The sequence below is a fragment of the Bacteroides faecis genome, from assembly GCF_020091505.1.
In the GTDB taxonomy this organism is placed as follows: domain Bacteria; phylum Bacteroidota; class Bacteroidia; order Bacteroidales; family Bacteroidaceae; genus Bacteroides; species Bacteroides faecis.
The window spans coordinates 3,898,721-3,918,760 of sequence record NZ_CP081916.1; the positions used below are offsets into that span (position 1 = coordinate 3,898,721).

Consider the following 20,040-nt stretch of genomic DNA (forward strand, 5'->3'; position numbering starts at 1 on the left):
TATGTATGTCATTTTAGTATATGATTGTGGTGAAAGAAGGGTGGCTAAAATGTTGAAACTGTGTCGTAAATATTTAAATTGGATACAGAATTCTGTTTTTGAGGGTGAAATATCTGAAGTACGCCTAAAAAAACTTCTATATTCAGCTAAAGAATTTATGGATGAATCTGAAGATAGTATTATTATTTTCAAAGGACCTAATCATAGCTCTTTGGAAAAAGAAGTAGTGGGAAAAGAACGGTGTAGTATAGATAATTTTCTGTAATTTAGTTGTCGGAGACTTTAGTAATGTTTCCTTTTTAAGGAAAATTCTTCTTAAGAGTTCTTTGACTTGTTGATTTACAGCAATATAAGTGTGGTGTCGATCTCCAGCACTTTTTGTACTTTTAGGGATCGACACTATTTTTGACCTTTAAATATCTTTTGGGGGATTGTAACTCATTCATTTTAAGTGGTCTTTGGGGGATTGATGGTAGAGTATTAATTGTACCTAGTGGAATTGAAACTCTATCCCTTGCGCAATGACTCCCCACGACTTTTCGGTATTAATTGTACCTAGTGGAATTGAAACACTAATGAAACATACTGGGAAGATGTGCTCTGGTGTATTAATTGTACCTAGTGGAATTGAAACATCAGAACTTATACAACTTTATTCTTTAAGACAAAGTATTAATTGTACCTAGTGGAATTGAAACGCCGATATTGTTTAGCTGAATGTTATGCCCATTTGTATTAATTGTACCTAGTGGAATTGAAACTCATTTATAGCTCAACAGCCCAATGGTCTTTTCTGTGTATTAATTGTACCTAGTGGAATTGAAACCTACCATCTCCCAGATAGGCAAGAGACAGGCATTTGCGTATTAATTGTACCTAGTGGAATTGAAACGAGATGGATATGTCGCTGATGGCGTTAGATGATACGGTATTAATTGTACCTAGTGGAATTGAAACAATTTCTTACGAAATACAGTGATAACAGCAAAAAGTATTAATTGTACCTAGTGGAATTGAAACATAATAAAGGGAGTAACACCTTTGTCTGCGTATGTGGTATTAATTGTACCTAGTGGAATTGAAACAGTGATACCGGTCGTCGGCCTGTGAAATCAAATCAGTATTAATTGTACCTAGTGGAATTGAAACATGGTTTCAAGACAGACCTCATACATACCGATACGTATTAATTGTACCTAGTGGAATTGAAACGGGATTAAGAGTTGAGACTACTACCGCGGTGAAAGTATTAATTGTACCTAGTGGAATTGAAACATGTTATTCAATTGAATGTTGTGACCTCCTACAAAGTATTAATTGTACCTAGTGGAATTGAAACCAATATGCCATGGAGCTTTATGCGGTTGACAAGTATTAATTGTACCTAGTGGAATTGAAACACGATAGGCAATGCAGTAGCGAGATATGAGAATGGTATTAATTGTACCTAGTGGAATTGAAACATCACATGGACAACGAACATGCCTGGACAGGAAGCGTATTAATTGTACCTAGTGGAATTGAAACACCAATGAAGCATACTGGGAAGATGTGCTCTGGTGTATTAATTGTACCTAGTGGAATTGAAACATAAAAAGGATTAGTTCCCGCGCCAGTACCATTATTAGTATTAATTGTACCTAGTGGAATTGAAACTCGACTAATGCAGAGAAAGATAAATCAGACTCGAAGTATTAATTGTACCTAGTGGAATTGAAACTATATAAGAAAAGTCAGTCCATTTTTTCATTATCGTATTAATTGTACCTAGTGGAATTGAAACTGGCTATGCATCCCGTAGGAGCCAGCCATTCCTGGTATTAATTGTACCTAGTGGAATTGAAACATGATTTCAATGCATTATTATCCAAAAAGATCACTGTATTAATTGTACCTAGTGGAATTGAAACACTTGTATAGCTTATGTGTTTTTTCTCTATCATCCTCAGTATTAATTGTACCTAGTGGAATTGAAACATGTTAAGTCTAATCTATAAAGGAACTGATGGATAGTATTAATTGTACCTAGTGGAATTGAAACGCCTAAACGATTCGCAATTTTTAGCAAGTAAAAAGTATTAATTGTACCTAGTGGAATTGAAACATAATCCGTGAGGCTGGTTCGACTCCAGCACTGTCGTATTAATTGTACCTAGTGGAATTGAAACAAGAGTATCCGAGAGAGTATATGTCCTTCCGGAAGGTATTAATTGTACCTAGTGGAATTGAAACCTTCTTCTTTCCCGTAAGGTATCAGACCTCCGTATGGTATTAATTGTACCTAGTGGAATTGAAACATTAAAAAAGGTACACTATTCTCACGAACCATGTACCGGTATTAATTGTACCTAGTGGAATTGAAACACGATAGGCAATGCAGTAGCGAGATATGAGAATGGTATTAATTGTACCTAGTGGAATTGAAACATCACATGGACAACGAACATGCCTGGACAGGAAGCGTATTAATTGTACCTAGTGGAATTGAAACACCAATGAAGCATACTGGGAAGATGTGCTCTGGTGTATTAATTGTACCTAGTGGAATTGAAACATAAAAAGGATTAGTTCCCGCGCCAGTACCATTATTAGTATTAATTGTACCTAGTGGAATTGAAACTCGACTAATGCAGAGAAAGATAAATCAGACTCGAAGTATTAATTGTACCTAGTGGAATTGAAACTATATAAGAAAAGTCAGTCCATTTTTTCATTATCGTATTAATTGTACCTAGTGGAATTGAAACTGGCTATGCATCCCGTAGGAGCCAGCCATTCCTGGTATTAATTGTACCTAGTGGAATTGAAACATGATTTCAATGCATTATTATCCAAAAAGATCACTGTATTAATTGTACCTAGTGGAATTGAAACACTTGTATAGCTTATGTGTTTTTTCTCTATCATCCTCAGTATTAATTGTACCTAGTGGAATTGAAACATGTTAAGTCTAATCTATAAAGGAACTGATGGATAGTATTAATTGTACCTAGTGGAATTGAAACGCCTAAACGATTCGCAATTTTTAGCAAGTAAAAAGTATTAATTGTACCTAGTGGAATTGAAACATAATCCGTGAGGCTGGTTCGACTCCAGCACTGTCGTATTAATTGTACCTAGTGGAATTGAAACAAGAGTATCCGAGAGAGTATATGTCCTTCCGGAAGGTATTAATTGTACCTAGTGGAATTGAAACTTTCTTCTTTCCCGTAAGGTATCAGACCTCCGTATGGTATTAATTGTACCTAGTGGAATTGAAACATTAAAAAAGGTACACTATTCTCACGAACCATGTACCGGTATTAATTGTACCTAGTGGAATTGAAACGTTGAAAAAGAATTTGCAATAGTGAATAATGTTCCGTATTAATTGTACCTAGTGGAATTGAAACGTCGTTACCATCACGTTCGCCCATGTTCTCAAACTCAGTATTAATTGAGTGGAATTGAAACTTCCTTCAGCTAAGAAGAGAGACACACATATAACAGTATTAATTGTACCTAGTGGAATTGAGACTCATCTCGAAGTAGCCGGCGTCAATGAACCTTTGTTGTATTAATTGTACCTAGTGGAATTGAAACACTCCTGCAACGCTAGTAGGTAAATTGTCAACCGCTGTATTAATTGTACCTAGCGGAATTGAAACCTGCTTTTCCCGCTGAAATATACACCCAAATCCGGTATTAATTGTACCTAGCAAAATTTGAGACATATTTCAATTGTTAATAATATATAAGACTTTTCTCTTATATATGGTTCAAATTACGTTTTGAATCTGCAAGGTACACATATTAATACAGTTGTAGGCCTTTATTGATTGTGGGAATATTGTTTTGTGTAATTACTAGATGAATAGTAGTTTTGGCTTTTTATTATTCTGTTATTATAGTTTGCGTAATAATGAAGATGATCCATTTTTACCACTCATAAGAAATACTTACCTGAGGTACCCATTCCCATTTCTTTCGTATGGTGTTGTATTGATACCGCACATCGGTCTTCAATTTCCAGCCTTTATTTATTTTAAGGATAATGTTGCTGCCCAAAGTAGTTGGTATCACTTCAGATGAAAGTCCCCGATATCTTCGGGCATCCAGATTTTGTTCACCATATATGCTGAGAGACCATTTTTTAGAGATGCTATAATCCATCTGAACTTCAACATGAAAATGGTCCGGATTTTCTCCAAAGTTACTTTTACTGTGCAAAGTAATATTCTTGTGTATTTTAAACCAAGAATAAGTGGGCAAGAAGACAGAATTAGTGCGTCGGAAAACATGATGAGTATATAGGGACAATTTCGGAGACATAATCGGTGATTTTAAAGCCGGCAGTGTTGGATCAAAGTCAACAAACGATTTTGTATGATACAACATATTCTGTTCTGTTTTCTCAACGAACTTTCTGTTTATATTAATTTCCTGATCGGATTTCAATAACTGCTGTAATCTCAATGAGTCCTGTTTGCTCCACTCTTGTCCTGCCACAGATAAAGGAAGCAATAATAGACAAAGAGTACCTAACTGATATTTACAAATGTCCATACAATGTGCTAGTAAAGTTTATTGTATGGACGGTGAAAAATGGGAAATGCTGCTTTGTGTAATGAATAAATAGTATTTATTTCACATAATATGAGAATACTTTTCTTTTTTTGTTGCCGCATCTATAGATGATACAAAACCAACACAACTTTTGTGCTCCTGTTAAGGTAATCTTTTTGCCTTGAACACAGGTTTTATCTTCTGAATTTCCGATTCAAATCCGAACCAATAACCATGCCCTTCTTCGTCAACAGGGAGAAAACATAATCGTAGATTCTCACGGTATGCGCCGTATATAATTTCCCAATTATCGGGAGGAACCTGCCGTTTTGTTTTAACTCTTTCAGCGGGGATTTTCTTTAACGACATACCTGCTTCTATCCATGCAATACTGACCTGTGTCACATAGTCTGGATAATGATTCTTGCAGAAATCATAGATGATAAGTCCCCTTTTCTCCAAGCTTAAAGGAGTGTCAATTACATCTGTTTGTACTAAATGGTCGAGTAACTCATGTAAGAATTGCGGATTCTCTAAAATAAGGGTTCGGGTGATACTCCGCCAAGTGGGAGTATTATAAAATCCGTCTAAAAGGCGGGAGAGGTAGTGGGCTGTTTGTAGTTCTTCTACAGAAATCTCTTTGGTTCTCAGGACTTCGTATGGAGGCAGAGGGGAGTATTGGATTCCTAACTCTTCCGCTCTTCTTCGCATTTCTGTGCCGGGAAGTAGTTTTAATGATTCCAGTTGGATTTCTCCTGCGCCATATTCGGCAAGTGTACGGACGTCTTCGAATATCTCGGACAGATGATAGAGAGGAAGTCCGGCTATTAAGTCGGCATGAGTCTCCATGTTCTTAAGAGAGCAAAGATATTTCAGACCTTGGAGGGCATCAGATAATTTTCCGATGCGTCGGCTTTTCTCCAATACCGGTTCCCGAAGACTTTGAATACCGGCTTCAAGGTGTAGCAGACCGCTAGGTAAAACAGCGAGTTCCTCTTTCAACTCTTCGGAGAGAAGTGCCGGATGAATTTCCAGATGGAAACAGATATCCGGTGCATATTCACGGAAAAGATGCAGAAGTTCTTTGGCTCGCTTATTATTGTAGTTAAAAGTACGGTCGAGTACGCGCACATTTTTGATTCCATGTTGATGAATAACATTCAATCGTTCGCGGATTGCCTCCAAAGAAATGGTGCGGACAGGTTTCTCACCTCCGCTGACGCAAAATGCACAGGTATTGAAGCAGCCTCGGGTGGTTTCCAGTTGTACGAAAGGTTTGCTCCAGTTGAAGAAGCTGCTTTTTTCCGGTGAGACGAGTTGGGAGAAGTTCATGACACGGGCGATACCATTATCTTGATATCGGTCAGATTCATCTAAGTAACAAAGACCGGATACCTGATTCCACTCACTTACTGGATGATTCCATACTTTTAACCAGATAGGAAACACTTCTTCGCCTTCTCCACGAAACACTCCGCTGACAAATTTGTTCTTTCTTAAGAAGGCTTCGTTATCTCCCAGAAACTCCGGACCTCCGAGAACAATACAGCAATGGGGAAGCAAAGCTTTAGCGCGTGAAACGATATGTAACAGTTGCTCATGATTAAATAGCCAGTTGGTAGCGGCGATAATGTCGGGTTGATGACGGTAGATTTGATTGACAACCATTCCGGTGTTCTCGTTGATGGTTGCTGATACTGTACACCATTCAATAGTAGTATCGTCTGCTATTTGTGCATGTAATGCCGGCAATGCCAGCGAAGAGTGCGCGTAGGAGCTATTTAAATCAAGCCAAAGAAGTTTCATACGGAAATGTTACTGTTACTGGGGCAAAGGTACAAAAAACTTGCGTCTTAAGGTGTATAGTAAAATAAAAACGTTAATTTTGCAATAATTAATGCAATAGACTAGATAATTATGAAGAATTTGAAAAAATACGTAGGTGTTCTGATGCTGCTGTCCTTATTGGTCGGCTTTACTTCGTGCGAAGACGATGAAACAATATTCGATAGAATTGTAGGACGTACGTGGATTGGTGATTTAGGATTTGAATCTGACCGTCATCATGATCCTTTGGAAAGTGGTATCTACTTAGGTGTGGATGGGTTTGGAGAGGACCAGCTATGCTATTATGATAATGGTGAGTATTATGGAAAACCGCTAAGACTGCAATGGAGTGTGGGAAATGGTACCCTTTATATTGATTATGGTAATGTTGCTCCTCCGCGTGAACTGCGTAATGTATATGTTAGTCATGGACGTATGACGGGAACTTTATATATTAATGGATTCTATTATGGCGATGTGGAATTGTACATGCAATAACGGTTAATGTATTGAGCTTTCTTGAAGAAGACTATTAATTGGCAAGAGGAGATAATATAAAAAAGAAGAGGTTGAATTATTCAATCTCTTCTTTTTTTATATCCTTTTTATTTTTTCAAGAACAACTTCTTAAACTCTCCCGGATAAGGTGTTTCAAATTCCATCAAATCTCCCGTCACCGGATGATAAAAACAAAGTTTGAAGGCATGGAGTGCCAGTCTTCCGATCGGGTTGGGCGAGTCTTCGCCTCCATATCTTCCATCCCCTATGATCGGATGTCCTAAATCCTGCATGTGCACACGAATCTGATTCTTTCGTCCTGTTTCCAGATCAAGTTCCAGCAATGAATATCCGTTAGCACGTTTGATGGTTCTATAGTGTGTGATAGACTTCGAACCGCCATCATCATATTCGCTGGAGCTTACGTAGAGGGTCTTGTCTGTCAGCCAAGAAACTACCGTGTCGTAATCCTTCTCCATTGTTCCTTCCACGACAGCCACATAACGGCGGTCGGTCACTATTTCATGCCAGTTGTCACGCAATGTCCGTTGTGTCTTTTCGTCTTTCGCAAACATCATCAATCCTGATGTATCCCTATCCAGACGGTGTACGATGAAGATCCGGTGCTGTCTGCCCGAACGCTGTACATATTCATTCAGAATAGTATAAGCAGTACGTTCTTTTTGCCGCTCCGTGTTAACGGACAAGAGTCCTTGCATCTTTTCTACCACAATAATATATGCATCTTCATATACAATTTTCAGCAATCTGTTATGAAATTCCTTCTTTCCCTTTTCCTTGCTGATTTGTACTTTCATTCCGGCTTGCAGCGGAAAGTTGAATTGAGTTGTGATAACGTTATCCACTAATACCACTCGTTTACTTAATAAAGATTTCAACTTTGTGCGGCTTGCATCCGGCATTTTAGCAGCCAGAAACTCCATCAGTTCCATGGGTTCCTTGACGGCATAGTTTGTATATTGTGCACGTGCTTTCTCAGCAGGAGTTCTTCTCGGTCTTTTTTCCATTTCTTTTTTCTTTTGCGAACAGTTCAACTAACGTATTATCGAAGTTCCAGCAATACCACATTTTCCACATGATGTGTATGGGGGAACATGTCTACAGGCTGTACGGCTTTCACTTTGTATTTGCCGTCGAGCAGTTGTAAGTCGCGTGCCTGCGTAGCCGGGTTACAACTTACATATACAATCCGCTTCGGTTCGGCAAACAAAATAACATCCACAACATCCTGATGCATACCTGCACGTGGAGGATCGGTAATAATCACGTCCGGACGTCCATGCTGGTTGATAAATTCCTGAGTCAGCATGTCTTTCATGTCTCCGGCATAGAACAAGGTATTCTTTATCTCATTAATTTCGGCGTTTACCTTTGCATCCTCGATAGCTTCCGGCACATACTCAATACCAATCACCTGGCGTGCCTGGCGTGATACAAAGTTGGCAATCGTTCCGGTTCCGGTATATAAGTCATATACCAGTTCATTTCCGGTCAGGCCGGCAAATTCGCGGGCTATCTTATATAGATTGTAGGCCTGTTCGGAGTTAGTCTGATAGAATGATTTCGGGCCGACCTTGAAGCGCAGTCCTTCCATTTCTTCGAAGATGTGGTCTTTCCCCTTGAATACATGCACATCCAAATCATTAATCGTATCGTTACACTTATTATTAATAATGTATAGGAGAGAAGTGATTTCGGGGAATGAGTCGGCAATAAACTGCAGCAGTTGTTTGAACAGCTCCATTTCATGATCTTCTGTGATCTTACAGATAACAATCACCATCAGTTCTCCCGTAGATGAAGTACGGATAATCATATTCCGCAACATACCTTCCTGTGAACGCAGGTTGATAAACGAATAATCATGCTCATAAGCATAGTCGCGTACGGCATTGCGGATACGATTGGAAATGTCATCCTGCAACCAGCATTTTTCAATAGCCAGCACTTTGTCGAAAGCTCCGGGAATATGGAAACCTACCGCATTCATCTGATCGTATTTCACATCCTGGCGAACTTCATCGTTAGTGAGCCAGCGTTTGTTGGAAAAAGTGAACTCCAGTTTATTCCGGTAGAACTCTGTTTTGGCAGAACCCAGAATCGGTGAAATTTCCGGAAGTTCAATCTTACCGATACGCTTCAGATTGTCCTCCACCTGTTTCTGCTTATACTTGATTTGCTCCGAATAGGGGAGTACCTGCCATTTGCAACCACCGCATACGCCATAGTGTTGGCAGAAAGGGACGGCACGTACTGGCGACAGCTCGTGAAATTTCACGGCCTCAGCTTCGGCGTATTTGTTCTTTTTGCGCTTGATTTGCAGGTCTACAACATCGCCTGGCACTACATAAGGAACAAAAATCACCAGGTCGTTTACTTTTGCGATGGCTTTTCCTTCGGCAGCCACATCCGTTATTGTTACCTTCTCCAGCAGGGGAAGTTCTTTTCTCTTTCTTGCCACTTTTACACCAATCTAATAATTATGATGCAAAAGTAGGTATTTTTTTTGGAAAACTTTCGTGTCTATGAAAATATTCCAGATTGTAATGTCGAAATTGCATTTTAATAGAAAGTTTTTTCTCAAAAAGTTTTCTGGTTTGCGAAATATACTTAGATTTGCGAACAGAAAAAAATCATAATGTAACTTTAAACACAATATTATGGATAAAAAAAGAGTTTATACCTTTGGAAATGGTCAGGCAGAAGGAAAGGCTGACATGAAGAATTTGTTGGGTGGTAAAGGTGCCAATCTTGCCGAAATGAATTTAATAGGAATTCCCGTCCCTCCCGGATTCACCATAACTACAGAAGTTTGCACGGAGTATAATACGTTAGGACGTGATAAAGTGGTTGAGTTGCTGAAAGATGAAGTAGTAAAAGCCATTGCCCGTGTAGAAGAATTAATGAAATCTAAATTCGGTGATATCGAAAATCCATTGTTGGTTTCTGTTCGTTCGGGTGCCCGTGCGTCTATGCCGGGTATGATGGATACTATTCTGAACCTGGGTCTGAATGATGAGGTAGTGGAAGGTATCATCCGGAAGACTGGTAATGCTCGTTTTGCATGGGACTCCTATCGTCGTTTTGTGCAGATGTACGGTGACGTTGTTCTGGGCATGAAGCCGACAAACAAAGAAGATATTGACCCGTTCGAAGCAATCATCGAAGAAGTAAAAGAATCAAAAGGAGTGAAACTTGACAACGAGCTGGAAGTGGAAGATCTGAAAGAACTCGTAAAGAAATTCAAGGCAGCTGTGAAGGAGCAGACCGGAAAAGATTTCCCGACTTGTGCTTACGAACAGCTTTGGGGGGCCATCTGCGCCGTATTTGATTCATGGATGAACGAGCGTGCTATCCTTTATCGTAAGATGGAAAGTATACCTGATGAATGGGGAACTGCTGTAAACGTACAAGCTATGGTATTCGGTAATATGGGTGATACATCTGCAACGGGTGTTTGCTTCTCCCGTGATGCCGGTACAGGTGAAGACCTTTTCAACGGTGAATACCTGATCAATGCACAAGGTGAAGATGTGGTAGCCGGTATTCGTACTCCGCAACAGATTACTAAAGTCGGTTCTCAGCGCTGGGCTGTATTGGCAGGTGTTACTGAAGATATCCGTGCATCGAAATTCCCTTCTATGGAAGAGGCAATGCCGGAAATCTACAAGGAACTGGATGCTTTGCAAACAAAATTGGAGAACCATTATAAAGATATGCAAGACATGGAATTCACTGTGCAGGAAGGTAAATTATGGTTCCTGCAGACTCGTAACGGTAAACGTACCGGTGCGGCTATGGTGAAAATTGCAATGGACTTGCTCCGTCAGGGCATGATTGATGAAAAGACTGCTTTGATGCGTGTAGAACCCAATAAACTGGACGAACTTCTTCATCCGGTATTCGATAAATCAGCTTTGAAACAGGCTAAAGTACTGACTCGTGGTCTTCCGGCTTCTCCGGGTGCTGCAACAGGGCAGATTGTGTTCTTCGCTGATGATGCTGCCGAATGGGCTGCCGGTGGAAAGAAAGTGGTAATGGTTCGTATCGAAACCTCTCCGGAAGACCTGGCTGGTATGGCGGTTGCCGAAGGTATTCTGACAGCTCGTGGTGGTATGACTTCTCATGCAGCTGTGGTGGCTCGCGGTATGGGTAAATGCTGTGTGTCCGGTGCAGGTGCATTGAATATCGACTATAAAAACCGTACGGTGGAAATTGACGGTATTGTCTTAAAAGAAGGTGATTATATCTCATTGAACGGTAGTACAGGAGAAGTGTATAATGGTAAAGTAGAAACACAGGCTGCCGAACTTTCCGGTGACTTTGCCGATTTGATGAAACTCTCGGATAAATATACCCGTCTGCAGGTACGTACCAATGCGGATACTCCTCATGATGCGGAAGTAGCACGTAACTTCGGTGCGGTAGGCATCGGTCTTTGCCGTACAGAGCATATGTTCTTCGAAGGTGAAAAGATTAAAGCAATGCGCGAAATGATCCTGTCGGAAGATGCTGAAGGCCGTCGCAAGGCATTGGCTAAGATCCTTCCATATCAACAAGCTGACTTTAAGGGTATCTTTAAAGCAATGGCTGGTTGTCCGGTGACTGTTCGTTTGCTCGATCCTCCTTTGCATGAATTCGTTCCTCACGATACGAAGGGCCAGCAGGAAATGGCTGACACGATGGGGGTAAGCCTGCAATATATCCAGCAGCGTGTAGAATCATTGTGTGAGCACAATCCAATGTTGGGCCACCGTGGTTGCCGTCTGGGAAATACATATCCTGAAATCACTCAGATGCAGACACGTGCTATCTTGGGTGCGGCTCTTGAACTGAAGAAAGAAGGTGTAGAGACACATCCGGAAATCATGGTTCCGCTGACCGGTATCTTGTACGAGTTCAAGGAACAAGAGAAAGTGATCCGCGAAGAAGCTGCGAAGTTATTTAAAGAAGTTGGCGACAGCATTGACTTCAAAGTAGGTACTATGATCGAAATTCCGCGTGCAGCCTTGACTGCTGACCGTATCGCTTCATCTGCTGAATTCTTCTCATTCGGTACGAATGACTTGACTCAGATGACCTTCGGCTATTCTCGCGACGATATCGCTTCTTTCCTTCCGGTTTATCTGGAAAAGAAGATTCTGAAAGTAGATCCGTTCCAGGTTCTCGATCAGAATGGTGTGGGTCAGTTGGTACGTATGGCTACAGAGAAAGGCCGTGCTATCCGTCCGGATTTGAAATGCGGTATCTGTGGTGAACATGGTGGTGAACCGTCTTCTGTGAAGTTCTGCCATAGAGTAGGTTTGAATTACGTTAGTTGCTCTCCGTTCCGGGTGCCTATCGCCAGATTGGCAGCGGCGCAGGCAGCAATTGAAGGATAGAGAGATAAACTGGTTAGAAAGTTAACTTTCTGATAATTGGGCTGTAATCATTCTCTTACGAGACGATTACAGCCTGTTTTGTTAGATGATGTTATTTTTATTTATGCTCGTTAGGTGCTGATAATCAGCTTTTAATAAGGATACATTTGGTGATTATTATAAAAAACTAACTAAATATTTGTTTAAGATAAAGAAGTAGCTTAATTTTGCCCTCGAAAACAAAACGTATTTTTATTTTATAATTTAAAAAGAAAGAAGATGAAAAAGGGTTTATTATTGGTAGTTGTCATGTTAGCAACTATCGCTGTAAAAGCACAGGACATTTACGTAGGCGGATCTTTGAATGTATGGCGTAATAGCACAGGCAACACTACCTCTTTTAAAGTTGCTCCGGAAATCGGCTACAATTTTAATGAAACATGGGCATTGGGTGCTGAACTGAACTATTCACACGAGTATGTGAAGCAGGTGACTGCAAATACAGTTACTGTTGCTCCGTATATCCGTTGGTCTTACTATCAAAACGATGCTGTGCGTCTGTTCCTGGATGGAACTGCTGCTATTGGTTTCGTGAAAATTAAAGATGGTGATACTACTAAAGCAGGCCAGATTGGTTTGAGACCGGGTATTGCTGTTAAACTGAACGATCATTTCTCTTTTGTAGCTAAGTATGGCTTCTTGGGATATCGTAGAAATGTGAACACTTCCGGAGACTCTTTTGGTCTGATGTTGACTAGCGAAGATCTTTCTATTGGTTTCCACTACAATTTCTAATCGAGTAGTAGATAATAAAAAAACAGGAAAGGGGATTCTTTAAAATAGGGAATTCCCTTTCTTTATGTATTATCTCTATATTTTACACGTTTATTGAAGAAAATGTTGTTAAATATAAATTTCGGTTATACATTTGTGTCATTGATTAAACAGATGATTTAACTATAGTAATTAATTAAAAACTTTAGAATTATGAAAAAGAGTATTTTATTTATTTTATTCGCATTAGTTTCAGTAGTCGGTTTCTCGCAGATTACAGGTTGGAATGCCAAAGTAGGAATGAATATTAGTAATTACACAGGTGATGCTGATATGAATGCAAAAATTGGCTTTAAGCTTGGAGGAGGTTTTGAATATGCTTTTGATAATACTTGGTCATTGCAACCATCATTGTTTGTAAGCAGCAAAGGTGCAAAGCAAGATGAACTCACAATTAATGCTTATTATTTAGAATTGCCGGTAATGGCTGCTGCGCGTTTTGATGTTGCTAATAATACAAATGTGGTTATTAATGCGGGACCCTATTTAGCATGTGGTATTGCAGGTAAGTCAAAAGTGGATATGGGCAATGTGGAGTATAAGGAGAATACTTTTGGTGATGGTGGTTTGAAGCGTTTTGATGCAGGATTAGGTGTTGGTGTTGCATTGGAATTAGGTCAGATTATTGTAGGATTAGATGGCCAATTTGGTTTGGTAGATGTACAAAAAGTTGGTAATCCTAAAAATATGAACTTCTCTATAGTATTAGGATATAAGTTCTGATAAGTAAATACTTGTAAAAAAGAAAACCGCTGTGGAGTATTATTTACAGCGTTTTTTTTATATTTGTTTCTCGAATCAATGTTCTTAGTCCGCTAATTTCTTCAACTTCTTGAAATGCTCGATCACTGCCAGATAATTCTGGTCCAGGCAAGCATCAAACCGATTCCAGAGATCTCCCAGTACAACAGCTCCTCCGAATCCGAAATCCTTTATCTCCAGTAGATTATCTTCATTAATCCCCCCGAGTGCCATCACTTTGGAGTCAATGATTTTGGCTTTCTGTGCTTCACGTAACTCTTCTGCCGTATAAGTAGAATAATAATTGACCTTCGAAATACTATCGTAAATAGGGCTCATGAAAACATAATCATAGAAATGCTTTCTGTTTTTTACCTCCTCTACGGAATGACAGGAACAACTGACATGTCCGGCGTAATCATGCGGTTCGCTCGGATTGCGTGCATTCAGGTGAATACCCATCAGGTTGAATTCTTCTTTCAGATAGAAGTGCTCGTGTGTCACGATGCGGCGATGATATTTTTCAGGAATCAGTGTCAGCAATCGTTCGGAATACATGGCTGGTGTCTCAGGTTTTCTGAGATGTAGAATATCCAGTCCCTCTTCGAAAAGAGCGGTAATAATCTTATCTTCTTCAACGAAGAAAGTAGGGGTGGTAACTACAATTAGTTTCATTTCCTTTGTTAAGTTGTAAACTTTAGCAAAGTTACTAATTAACTATTTCAGAAACCAACGTTTATAGTGAAAATTTGTTAGATTGCAATGTCCGCAAGTCAATAGTCCATAGTTTGCCCGACAATACTTCTCCAAAGCCGCATATAATCTTCAGCACTTCTGTTGCCTCGATGCTCCCTGTCACAGCGGGAGTGATGCCCATTACACCCTTGGGAGGCGGGGGCATTCGTTTCATTTCCTCTTCGTCGGGGTATAGGTCCCGATAGTCTTTTTTCTCTTCTCCGTAATGGAAAACAGATACCTGGCCTTCGAAGCCGCAGATGGCTCCATAGACATAGACTTTCCCCGTTTTTGCACAGATGTCATTGATCAGATAACGGGTAGGGAAGTTGTCGCAGCCATCTACTACAATATCATACTGACTGATGATTTCTTGTGCGTTTTCTTCTGTTAGACGGGTAGGATAAGGCTGGGAAGTTGTCTCGCTGTTGAGTGCGGAAAGCCGTTCAGCGGCACATATTGCTTTCGGTTTACCTAATTCTTTTTCTGAATAGAGCACCTGTCTTTGCAGATTGCTGATACTGACCACATCGTCGTCTACCAGTCCTATACAACCTACTCCTGCTCCGGCCAGATAGAGGGCGATGGGAGAGCCTAACCCTCCTACGCCTACAATAAGAACCTTTGCTTGCTTCAGTTTCCGCTGTCCCTCTTCTCCGATTTCGGGAAGGATCATTTGCCTGTCGTATCGCATCGTTTTATCTTTTAAAGTCAAAAGACTGGTCCCAGTCTTTCCAGACCGGTTCACGTCCCAGTTTTCTCAAATCACGTTCTACTTCTATCGCTTTCCGTTCGTCGCTCACATGAAACTGTTCCAGCGTTTGCGGATAGCTGTAATATCCACCCGGTTCAGTCTTGCTTTCAGCACTCATGGTAGTTACCCCCAGAGTTGCCATGTGATTTCGTATCTCGGCACTTTCGCGGGTAGAATAAGAGATATCTACATCATGGTCGAAGATACGCATGGCGAATGTAAGCTGTGCAAGTTCCCGGTCGTTCATGATGACGTTGGGTTGGAAACCATCGTTTTCGGATGGACGCATACGGGGGAAGTTGACGCTGTACTTGGTTTTCCAATAATGTTTCTGCAAGTAGCGGAGGTGGTAAGCCATCATTGTCACATCGGTCCGCCACTCTTCCAGACCGATCAGAACACCCATTCCTATCTTGTGGACACCGGCTTGTCCCATACGGTCGAAACCATTGACACGCCATTCGAATTTGGACTTCATGCCTCTCGGGTGATACTTTTTATAGTTCGCCTTGTTGTAGGTTTCCTGAAAACAGATGACTCCGTTCAGTCCGTGATGAGTGAGCTCTTTATATTCTTCCGCTTTGAGGGGCATCACTTCAATTTGAAGATTGCTGAAATAAGGTTTGGCCAAGTCCAGTGCACGGGCGATGTAAGGCACTCCTGCCGCTGCCGGATTTTCACCGGTCACGAGTAACAGATTCTCGAAAGGAGCCAGCCGTTTGATGGCTTTATATTCGTTGATGATTTCCTCTTCGGTCAGAATCGTTCTTTTCATCGGATTGCTGATGTGGAAACCACAGTAAACACAGGAGTTGGTACATGAATTGGTGATGTAGAGCGGTACGAACATAGAGATTGTTTTGCCGAACCGTTCCATCGTATATTTCTGGCTGAGGCGAGCCATCACTTCCAGATATGGAGTGGCGGCAGGTGAGATCAATGCCATAAAGTCGTTGACGTCCAGATGCTCTTTTTTACCCAATGCACGGCGCACATCGGCATCTGTCTTGGAATAGATGGCTTTTGTCGTCTCTTCCCAGGATATTTTTTCTAATTCGTCTGAGAACATTTTTTTTAAGTTATAAGTTAGTTGTAAATTGGTTTTAAGTTTTTCACCACTTACTGTTTGTCATTATGGGCGTTTTTCTTCAAGTCACGAGACAATCTCATGGCACAGAAATTAGGTCCGCACATCGTACAGTATTCTCCGTCGATGTGATGTCCCGCACGGAAATATCCTTGTGCCCGTTCCGGATCGAGAGACAAGTCGAACTGGTCTTTCCAGCGGAACTCGTAGCGGGCTTTGCTCAATGCATTGTCGCGAACCTGTGCTCCCGGATGGCCTTTGGCGAGATCGGCGGCATGGGCGGCAATCTTGTATGTGATGACGCCTACACGCACATCTTCTTTATCCGGCAAGGCAAGATGCTCTTTCGGAGTGACATAGCAAAGCATGGCCGTGCCCAGCCAACCAATCTGAGCCGCTCCGATAGCGGAGGTAATATGATCGTATCCCGGAGCAATGTCGGTGACCAAAGGACCGAGCGTATAAAACGGCGCATCATGACATTTCTCGATCTGGCGCTCCATGTTTTCTTTGATTTTATGCATCGGTACATGCCCAGGACCTTCGATGAACGCCTGTACATTCTTTTTCCAGGCACGAAGCACCAGCTCGCCCATGGTATCCAGTTCCGCAAATTGTGCTTTGTCGTTGGCATCGTGGATGGACCCCGGACGCAATCCGTCTCCCAATGATACGGCAACGTCATATTGAGCCAGAATATCACAAATATCATCAAAGTGCTCATACAGGAAACTTTCCTGATTGTGTACCAGACACCATTTGCTCATGATACTTCCTCCACGGCTGACGATACCGCACAGACGCTCGTCGGCAAGATGCACATTGTGGCGACGAATACCTGCATGAATCGTGAAGTAATCCACTCCCTGTTCGCACTGTTCTATCAACGTATCCCGATAGATTTCCCAACTAAGATCCTCGACTACGCCGTTCACTTTTTCAAGTGCCTGATAAATAGGTACAGTACCCACCGGCACCGGACAGTTACGGATAATCCACTCACGCGTCTCATGGATATTCTCTCCGGTGGAAAGGTCCATCAGCGTGTCACCTCCCCATTTACAGCTCCACAAAGCCTTTTCCACTTCCTCATCAATGCTGGAAGTCGTAGCCGAATTTCCGATGTTCGTATTGATTTTCACCAGGAAGTTACGACCGATAATCATTGGTTCAGCTTCCGGATGATTGATATTGGCCGGGAGTACCGCACGGCCTTCTGCTATTTCCTTACGGACAAATTCGGGAGTGATATGAGTCTCGATTCCGAGCTCTTCACAGTTCATATTTTCCCGGATAGCCACATATTCCATTTCCGGAGTGATAATGCCTCGTTTGGCATATGCCATTTGGGTGATGGCTTCTCCTTTTCGGGCACGGTAGGGAAGGGCGATGTGCTCAAAACGAAGATGGTCCAGACTCTTGTCGTCCCGTCGCATTTGCCCGTATTCCGAAGTGATTTCGGGGAGTTGTTCCACATCGCCACGTGACACAATCCACTCTTCACGTAAGCGTGGAAGTCCTTTTTTAAGGTCGATGCTCATTGATGAATCGCTGAACGGTCCGCTGGTATCATATACATATACTTCCGGATTTGGAGTCACTATTTTTTCGTCTCCTTCGAAGCTGGTGCTGGGCACTTGTTCTACTTTCCGCATGGCTACACGGATATTCGGATAGAGCTTGCCCGGCAGATATACTTTCTGAGAGCGGGGGAATTTTATTTTTTGTTCCATGAATTTTTTATTCTAGTATGATAAAAAAGTAGTCAATTAGACATTACTCATTGCTTATTACTTATTCATTCAGAAATGCGGTTAAAGGCGAACTCGCTTCTGCAACAAAGTTGTCGGCCTGCATGCCCAGACCTGCTTCGTATGCCCGCCTTCCGGCCTCGGTAGCCGCTTTGAAAGCCAGCGCCATTTCTACCGGATTGCCTGCTACGGCGATAGCTGTGTTCACCAGTACGGCGGATGCTCCCAGTTCCATTGCTTCGGCGGCATGACTGGGCGCACCGATGCCGGCATCTACCACAACAGGGATGCCTGCCTGTTCGATAATAATTTGCAGGAATTCTTTAGTCTGCAATCCTTTGTTGGTACCGATGGGGGCACCAAGCGGCATTACAGTAGCTGCGCCGGCTTCTTCCAACCGTTTGCAGAGTACGGGGTCGGCCTGACAGTAGGGCAGTACTATAAATCCCAGTTTGACAAGCTGTTCGGTAGCTTTTAATGTCTCGATAGAGTCGGGGAGCAGATAGCGGGGATCAGGATGAATTTCCAGTTTCAGCCAGTTGGTTCCGAATGCTTCGCGTGCCATCTGTGCGGCAAAAACAGCTTCTTCTGCATCGCGTACCCCCGATGTATTGGGCAGTAGCTGAATATTCGGATGAATAATATGTTTCAGCATATCGTCTTCTTTGTCATCCATGTCGATGCGTTTCATAGCTACAGTTACCATTTCTGTGCCCGATGCCAGAATAGCTTGTTCCATTACTTCATTGGAATTGAACTTTCCTGTACCCAGGAAAAGGCGGGAGTCAAACTCACGGCCTGCAATTACTAACTTTTCCACTTTTCTCTTCTTTTATTTGATTATACATTTGACGTAATTAATAACTCTCCAAAATTCTGCGTGTCTCCTCTGCCGGATCTTCCGCCCGGAGAATCGTTCCGGAAAGTGCGATTCCGTTTACTCCGGTTTCGAGTATGGCGGGTATATCCTCATAGGTGATTCCTCCGATAGCTACTACCGGGAGTTCGATATTCGCCTCCTTCATCTGAGATAAAATAGCGGTATAGCCTTCCAGCCCCAGAACAGGGCTCAGGTTTTTCTTTGTAGTAGTGAACCGGAAAGGACCGATGCCGAGATAATCTGCTCCGGCACGATAATGTTGTACGACGTCTTCGAATGTATTTGCCGTACCACCGATGATAAATGATTCTCCAAGCAGTTGCCGTGCCTCATCGATAGGCATGTCTTTTTTGCCCAGATGCACACCGTCCACTTCCAGCTTTCTGGCAAGTTCGACGTGGTCATCCAGAATTAAGATCGCTTCCTTCTCTTTGCAGAGCGGTTTTAGCTGGAGGGCAACCGCTTCCACTTCTTCGCACGGAGCTTCCTTCATGCGTAGCTGTATCCACTTGCATCCCCCTTCGAGTGCCATGAGTGCCGATTCGAAACAGGTATACCGATCGGTCTGGTGAGTGATAAATTGTAGACTGACCATGCTTTTACCCTCCACAAGCCGCTTTGATGATCACCAGGTTGTCATTCTCCTGCAACGAAAACTTTTCCCATTCGGTGCGCGGAATCATTTTGTTGTTTACGGCAATCGCGATGCCTTGTACCGGAAGTCCCAGTTGGGCTGCCAATTGTGTAAGGGTAGAAGCGGGAGTCATTTCCACCTCTTTGTTGTTTACTTGTACTTTCATTGTCCTATCAGAGTTAATAAGTTGAAAGTAAATACAAAGAGCGTGCTTATATGGAAAGGCGATAAGAAGAAACACAATCCCTACGTCAGTGCTAACTGCCTCAGGTTCCTAGGGTATAATCTCAGCCCCTCTTGGGGCACCCCTTTGTCTTTACGGGAGCAAAGTAAGCGAAAAAGAAACAGATAAACACCAAATCATCCGATTTTT

At 42.0% G+C, this 20,040-nt stretch carries 16 protein-coding genes, 1 CRISPR repeat array and 1 riboswitch; of the genes, 5 read left to right on the forward strand and 11 right to left on the reverse strand.

The window, feature by feature from the left end; all coding sequences use genetic code 11:
* Window position 1 precedes the first annotated feature (1 nt).
* The gene (gene cas2, locus K6V30_RS15155) at window positions 2–265 is read left to right on the forward strand and encodes a CRISPR-associated endonuclease Cas2 (RefSeq protein ID WP_055269387.1); all 264 of its coding nucleotides are present in this window, start codon (window positions 2–4) and stop codon (window positions 263–265) included.
* Window positions 266–477: 212 nt separating this feature from the next.
* Window positions 478–3,394: direct repeats of the CRISPR family, unit length 30 nt; unit sequence GTATTAATTGTACCTAGTGGAATTGAAACA.
* Window positions 3,395–3,918: 524 nt separating this feature from the next.
* Here the strand turns inward: cas2 and K6V30_RS15160 are convergent.
* Both K6V30_RS15160 and K6V30_RS15165 read right to left on the reverse strand, forming a co-directional pair.
* Window positions 3,919–4,545, reverse strand: coding sequence for a DUF4858 domain-containing protein (locus tag K6V30_RS15160; protein WP_055269388.1), 627 nt, complete (start codon window positions 4,543–4,545; stop codon window positions 3,919–3,921).
* Between the two features lie 162 nt (window positions 4,546–4,707).
* Complete coding sequence (locus tag K6V30_RS15165) at window positions 4,708–6,351, reverse strand: B12-binding domain-containing radical SAM protein (protein ID WP_022301950.1); 1,644 nt, start codon at window positions 6,349–6,351, stop codon at window positions 4,708–4,710.
* A 111-nt stretch (window positions 6,352–6,462) separates the two neighbouring features.
* Here K6V30_RS15165 and K6V30_RS15170 point away from each other — a divergent pair, with 111 nt between their 5' ends.
* Entirely contained in the window at window positions 6,463–6,870 is a 408-nt protein-coding gene (locus K6V30_RS15170) for a hypothetical protein (RefSeq protein ID WP_055269389.1), read from the forward strand.
* A gap of 107 nt (window positions 6,871–6,977) precedes the next feature.
* Here the strand turns inward: K6V30_RS15170 and K6V30_RS15175 are convergent, their stop codons facing one another.
* Together K6V30_RS15175 and rlmD are read right to left on the reverse strand one after the other, a co-directional pair.
* Window positions 6,978–7,898, reverse strand: coding sequence for an RluA family pseudouridine synthase (locus K6V30_RS15175; RefSeq protein ID WP_010538309.1), 921 nt, complete (start codon window positions 7,896–7,898; stop codon window positions 6,978–6,980).
* A 35-nt stretch (window positions 7,899–7,933) separates the two neighbouring features.
* The gene (gene rlmD / locus K6V30_RS15180) at window positions 7,934–9,352 is read right to left on the reverse strand and encodes a 23S rRNA (uracil(1939)-C(5))-methyltransferase RlmD (protein WP_010538308.1); all 1,419 of its coding nucleotides are present in this window, start codon (window positions 9,350–9,352) and stop codon (window positions 7,934–7,936) included.
* Between the two features lie 199 nt (window positions 9,353–9,551).
* On the opposite strand from rlmD, the gene ppdK reads away from it, so the two are divergent.
* The 3 genes from ppdK to K6V30_RS15195 all read left to right on the forward strand — a co-directional run bounded on the left by ppdK (window position 9,552) and on the right by K6V30_RS15195 (window position 13,808).
* Window positions 9,552–12,272 carry a pyruvate, phosphate dikinase gene (gene ppdK / locus K6V30_RS15185; RefSeq protein WP_010538307.1) on the forward strand — a complete coding sequence of 907 codons (2,721 nt, stop codon included), beginning with the start codon at window positions 9,552–9,554 and terminating at the stop codon, window positions 12,270–12,272.
* A gap of 258 nt (window positions 12,273–12,530) precedes the next feature.
* Entirely contained in the window at window positions 12,531–13,046 is a 516-nt protein-coding gene (locus tag K6V30_RS15190; protein WP_010538306.1) for an outer membrane beta-barrel protein, read from the forward strand.
* A 192-nt stretch (window positions 13,047–13,238) separates the two neighbouring features.
* The gene (locus K6V30_RS15195; RefSeq protein ID WP_010538305.1) at window positions 13,239–13,808 is read left to right on the forward strand and encodes a porin family protein; all 570 of its coding nucleotides are present in this window, start codon (window positions 13,239–13,241) and stop codon (window positions 13,806–13,808) included.
* A gap of 84 nt (window positions 13,809–13,892) precedes the next feature.
* Here K6V30_RS15195 and K6V30_RS15200 read toward each other — a convergent pair whose 3' ends face one another.
* From K6V30_RS15200 to thiS, 7 genes are all read right to left on the reverse strand, one after another.
* Window positions 13,893–14,501: a thiamine phosphate synthase gene (locus K6V30_RS15200; protein WP_010538304.1), complete on the reverse strand. Its 609-nt coding sequence runs from the start codon at window positions 14,499–14,501 to the stop codon at window positions 13,893–13,895.
* Between the two features lie 61 nt (window positions 14,502–14,562).
* Window positions 14,563–15,255: a HesA/MoeB/ThiF family protein gene (locus K6V30_RS15205; protein ID WP_022300815.1), complete on the reverse strand. Its 693-nt coding sequence runs from the start codon at window positions 15,253–15,255 to the stop codon at window positions 14,563–14,565.
* 4 nt (window positions 15,256–15,259) lie between these two features.
* Window positions 15,260–16,384 (reverse strand): 2-iminoacetate synthase ThiH, encoded by a 1,125-nt coding sequence (thiH, locus tag K6V30_RS15210; protein WP_010538302.1) that lies wholly within the window; start codon window positions 16,382–16,384, stop codon window positions 15,260–15,262.
* Window positions 16,385–16,434: 50 nt separating this feature from the next.
* A complete protein-coding gene (thiC, locus tag K6V30_RS15215; RefSeq protein WP_010538301.1) occupies window positions 16,435–18,135 on the reverse strand; it encodes a phosphomethylpyrimidine synthase ThiC in 1,701 nt (566 codons plus the stop codon).
* A 61-nt stretch (window positions 18,136–18,196) separates the two neighbouring features.
* On the reverse strand, window positions 18,197–18,973 hold the full coding sequence (locus K6V30_RS15220; protein ID WP_055269390.1) for a thiazole synthase: 777 nt from the start codon (window positions 18,971–18,973) through the stop codon (window positions 18,197–18,199).
* A 37-nt stretch (window positions 18,974–19,010) separates the two neighbouring features.
* Entirely contained in the window at window positions 19,011–19,628 is a 618-nt protein-coding gene (locus K6V30_RS15225; protein WP_055269391.1) for a thiamine phosphate synthase, read from the reverse strand.
* Window positions 19,629–19,632: 4 nt separating this feature from the next.
* Window positions 19,633–19,833, reverse strand: coding sequence for a sulfur carrier protein ThiS (gene thiS, locus K6V30_RS15230; protein WP_010538298.1), 201 nt, complete (start codon window positions 19,831–19,833; stop codon window positions 19,633–19,635).
* A 60-nt stretch (window positions 19,834–19,893) separates the two neighbouring features.
* Window positions 19,894–19,987: riboswitch (TPP riboswitch) on the reverse strand.
* Window positions 19,988–20,040 lie beyond the last annotated feature (53 nt).

Excerpts from the sequence above, each read along its gene's own strand:
- cas2 (WP_055269387.1), top strand. The coding sequence starts at position 2 with ATGTATGTCATTTTAGTATATGATTGTGGTGAAAGAAGGGTGGCTAAA.
- K6V30_RS15160 (WP_055269388.1), bottom strand. The coding sequence starts at position 4,545 with ATGGACATTTGTAAATATCAGTTAGGTACTCTTTGTCTATTATTGCTT.
- K6V30_RS15165 (WP_022301950.1), bottom strand. The coding sequence starts at position 6,351 with ATGAAACTTCTTTGGCTTGATTTAAATAGCTCCTACGCGCACTCTTCG.
- K6V30_RS15170 (WP_055269389.1), top strand. The coding sequence starts at position 6,463 with ATGAAGAATTTGAAAAAATACGTAGGTGTTCTGATGCTGCTGTCCTTA.
- K6V30_RS15175 (WP_010538309.1), bottom strand. The coding sequence starts at position 7,898 with ATGGAAAAAAGACCGAGAAGAACTCCTGCTGAGAAAGCACGTGCACAA.
- ppdK (WP_010538307.1), top strand. The coding sequence starts at position 9,552 with ATGGATAAAAAAAGAGTTTATACCTTTGGAAATGGTCAGGCAGAAGGA.
- K6V30_RS15190 (WP_010538306.1), top strand. The coding sequence starts at position 12,531 with ATGAAAAAGGGTTTATTATTGGTAGTTGTCATGTTAGCAACTATCGCT.
- K6V30_RS15195 (WP_010538305.1), top strand. The coding sequence starts at position 13,239 with ATGAAAAAGAGTATTTTATTTATTTTATTCGCATTAGTTTCAGTAGTC.
- K6V30_RS15200 (WP_010538304.1), bottom strand. The coding sequence starts at position 14,501 with ATGAAACTAATTGTAGTTACCACCCCTACTTTCTTCGTTGAAGAAGAT.
- K6V30_RS15205 (WP_022300815.1), bottom strand. The coding sequence starts at position 15,255 with ATGCGATACGACAGGCAAATGATCCTTCCCGAAATCGGAGAAGAGGGA.
- thiH (WP_010538302.1), bottom strand. The coding sequence starts at position 16,384 with ATGTTCTCAGACGAATTAGAAAAAATATCCTGGGAAGAGACGACAAAA.
- thiC (WP_010538301.1), bottom strand. The coding sequence starts at position 18,135 with ATGGAACAAAAAATAAAATTCCCCCGCTCTCAGAAAGTATATCTGCCG.
- K6V30_RS15225 (WP_055269391.1), bottom strand. The coding sequence starts at position 19,628 with ATGGTCAGTCTACAATTTATCACTCACCAGACCGATCGGTATACCTGT.
- thiS (WP_010538298.1), bottom strand. The coding sequence starts at position 19,833 with ATGAAAGTACAAGTAAACAACAAAGAGGTGGAAATGACTCCCGCTTCT.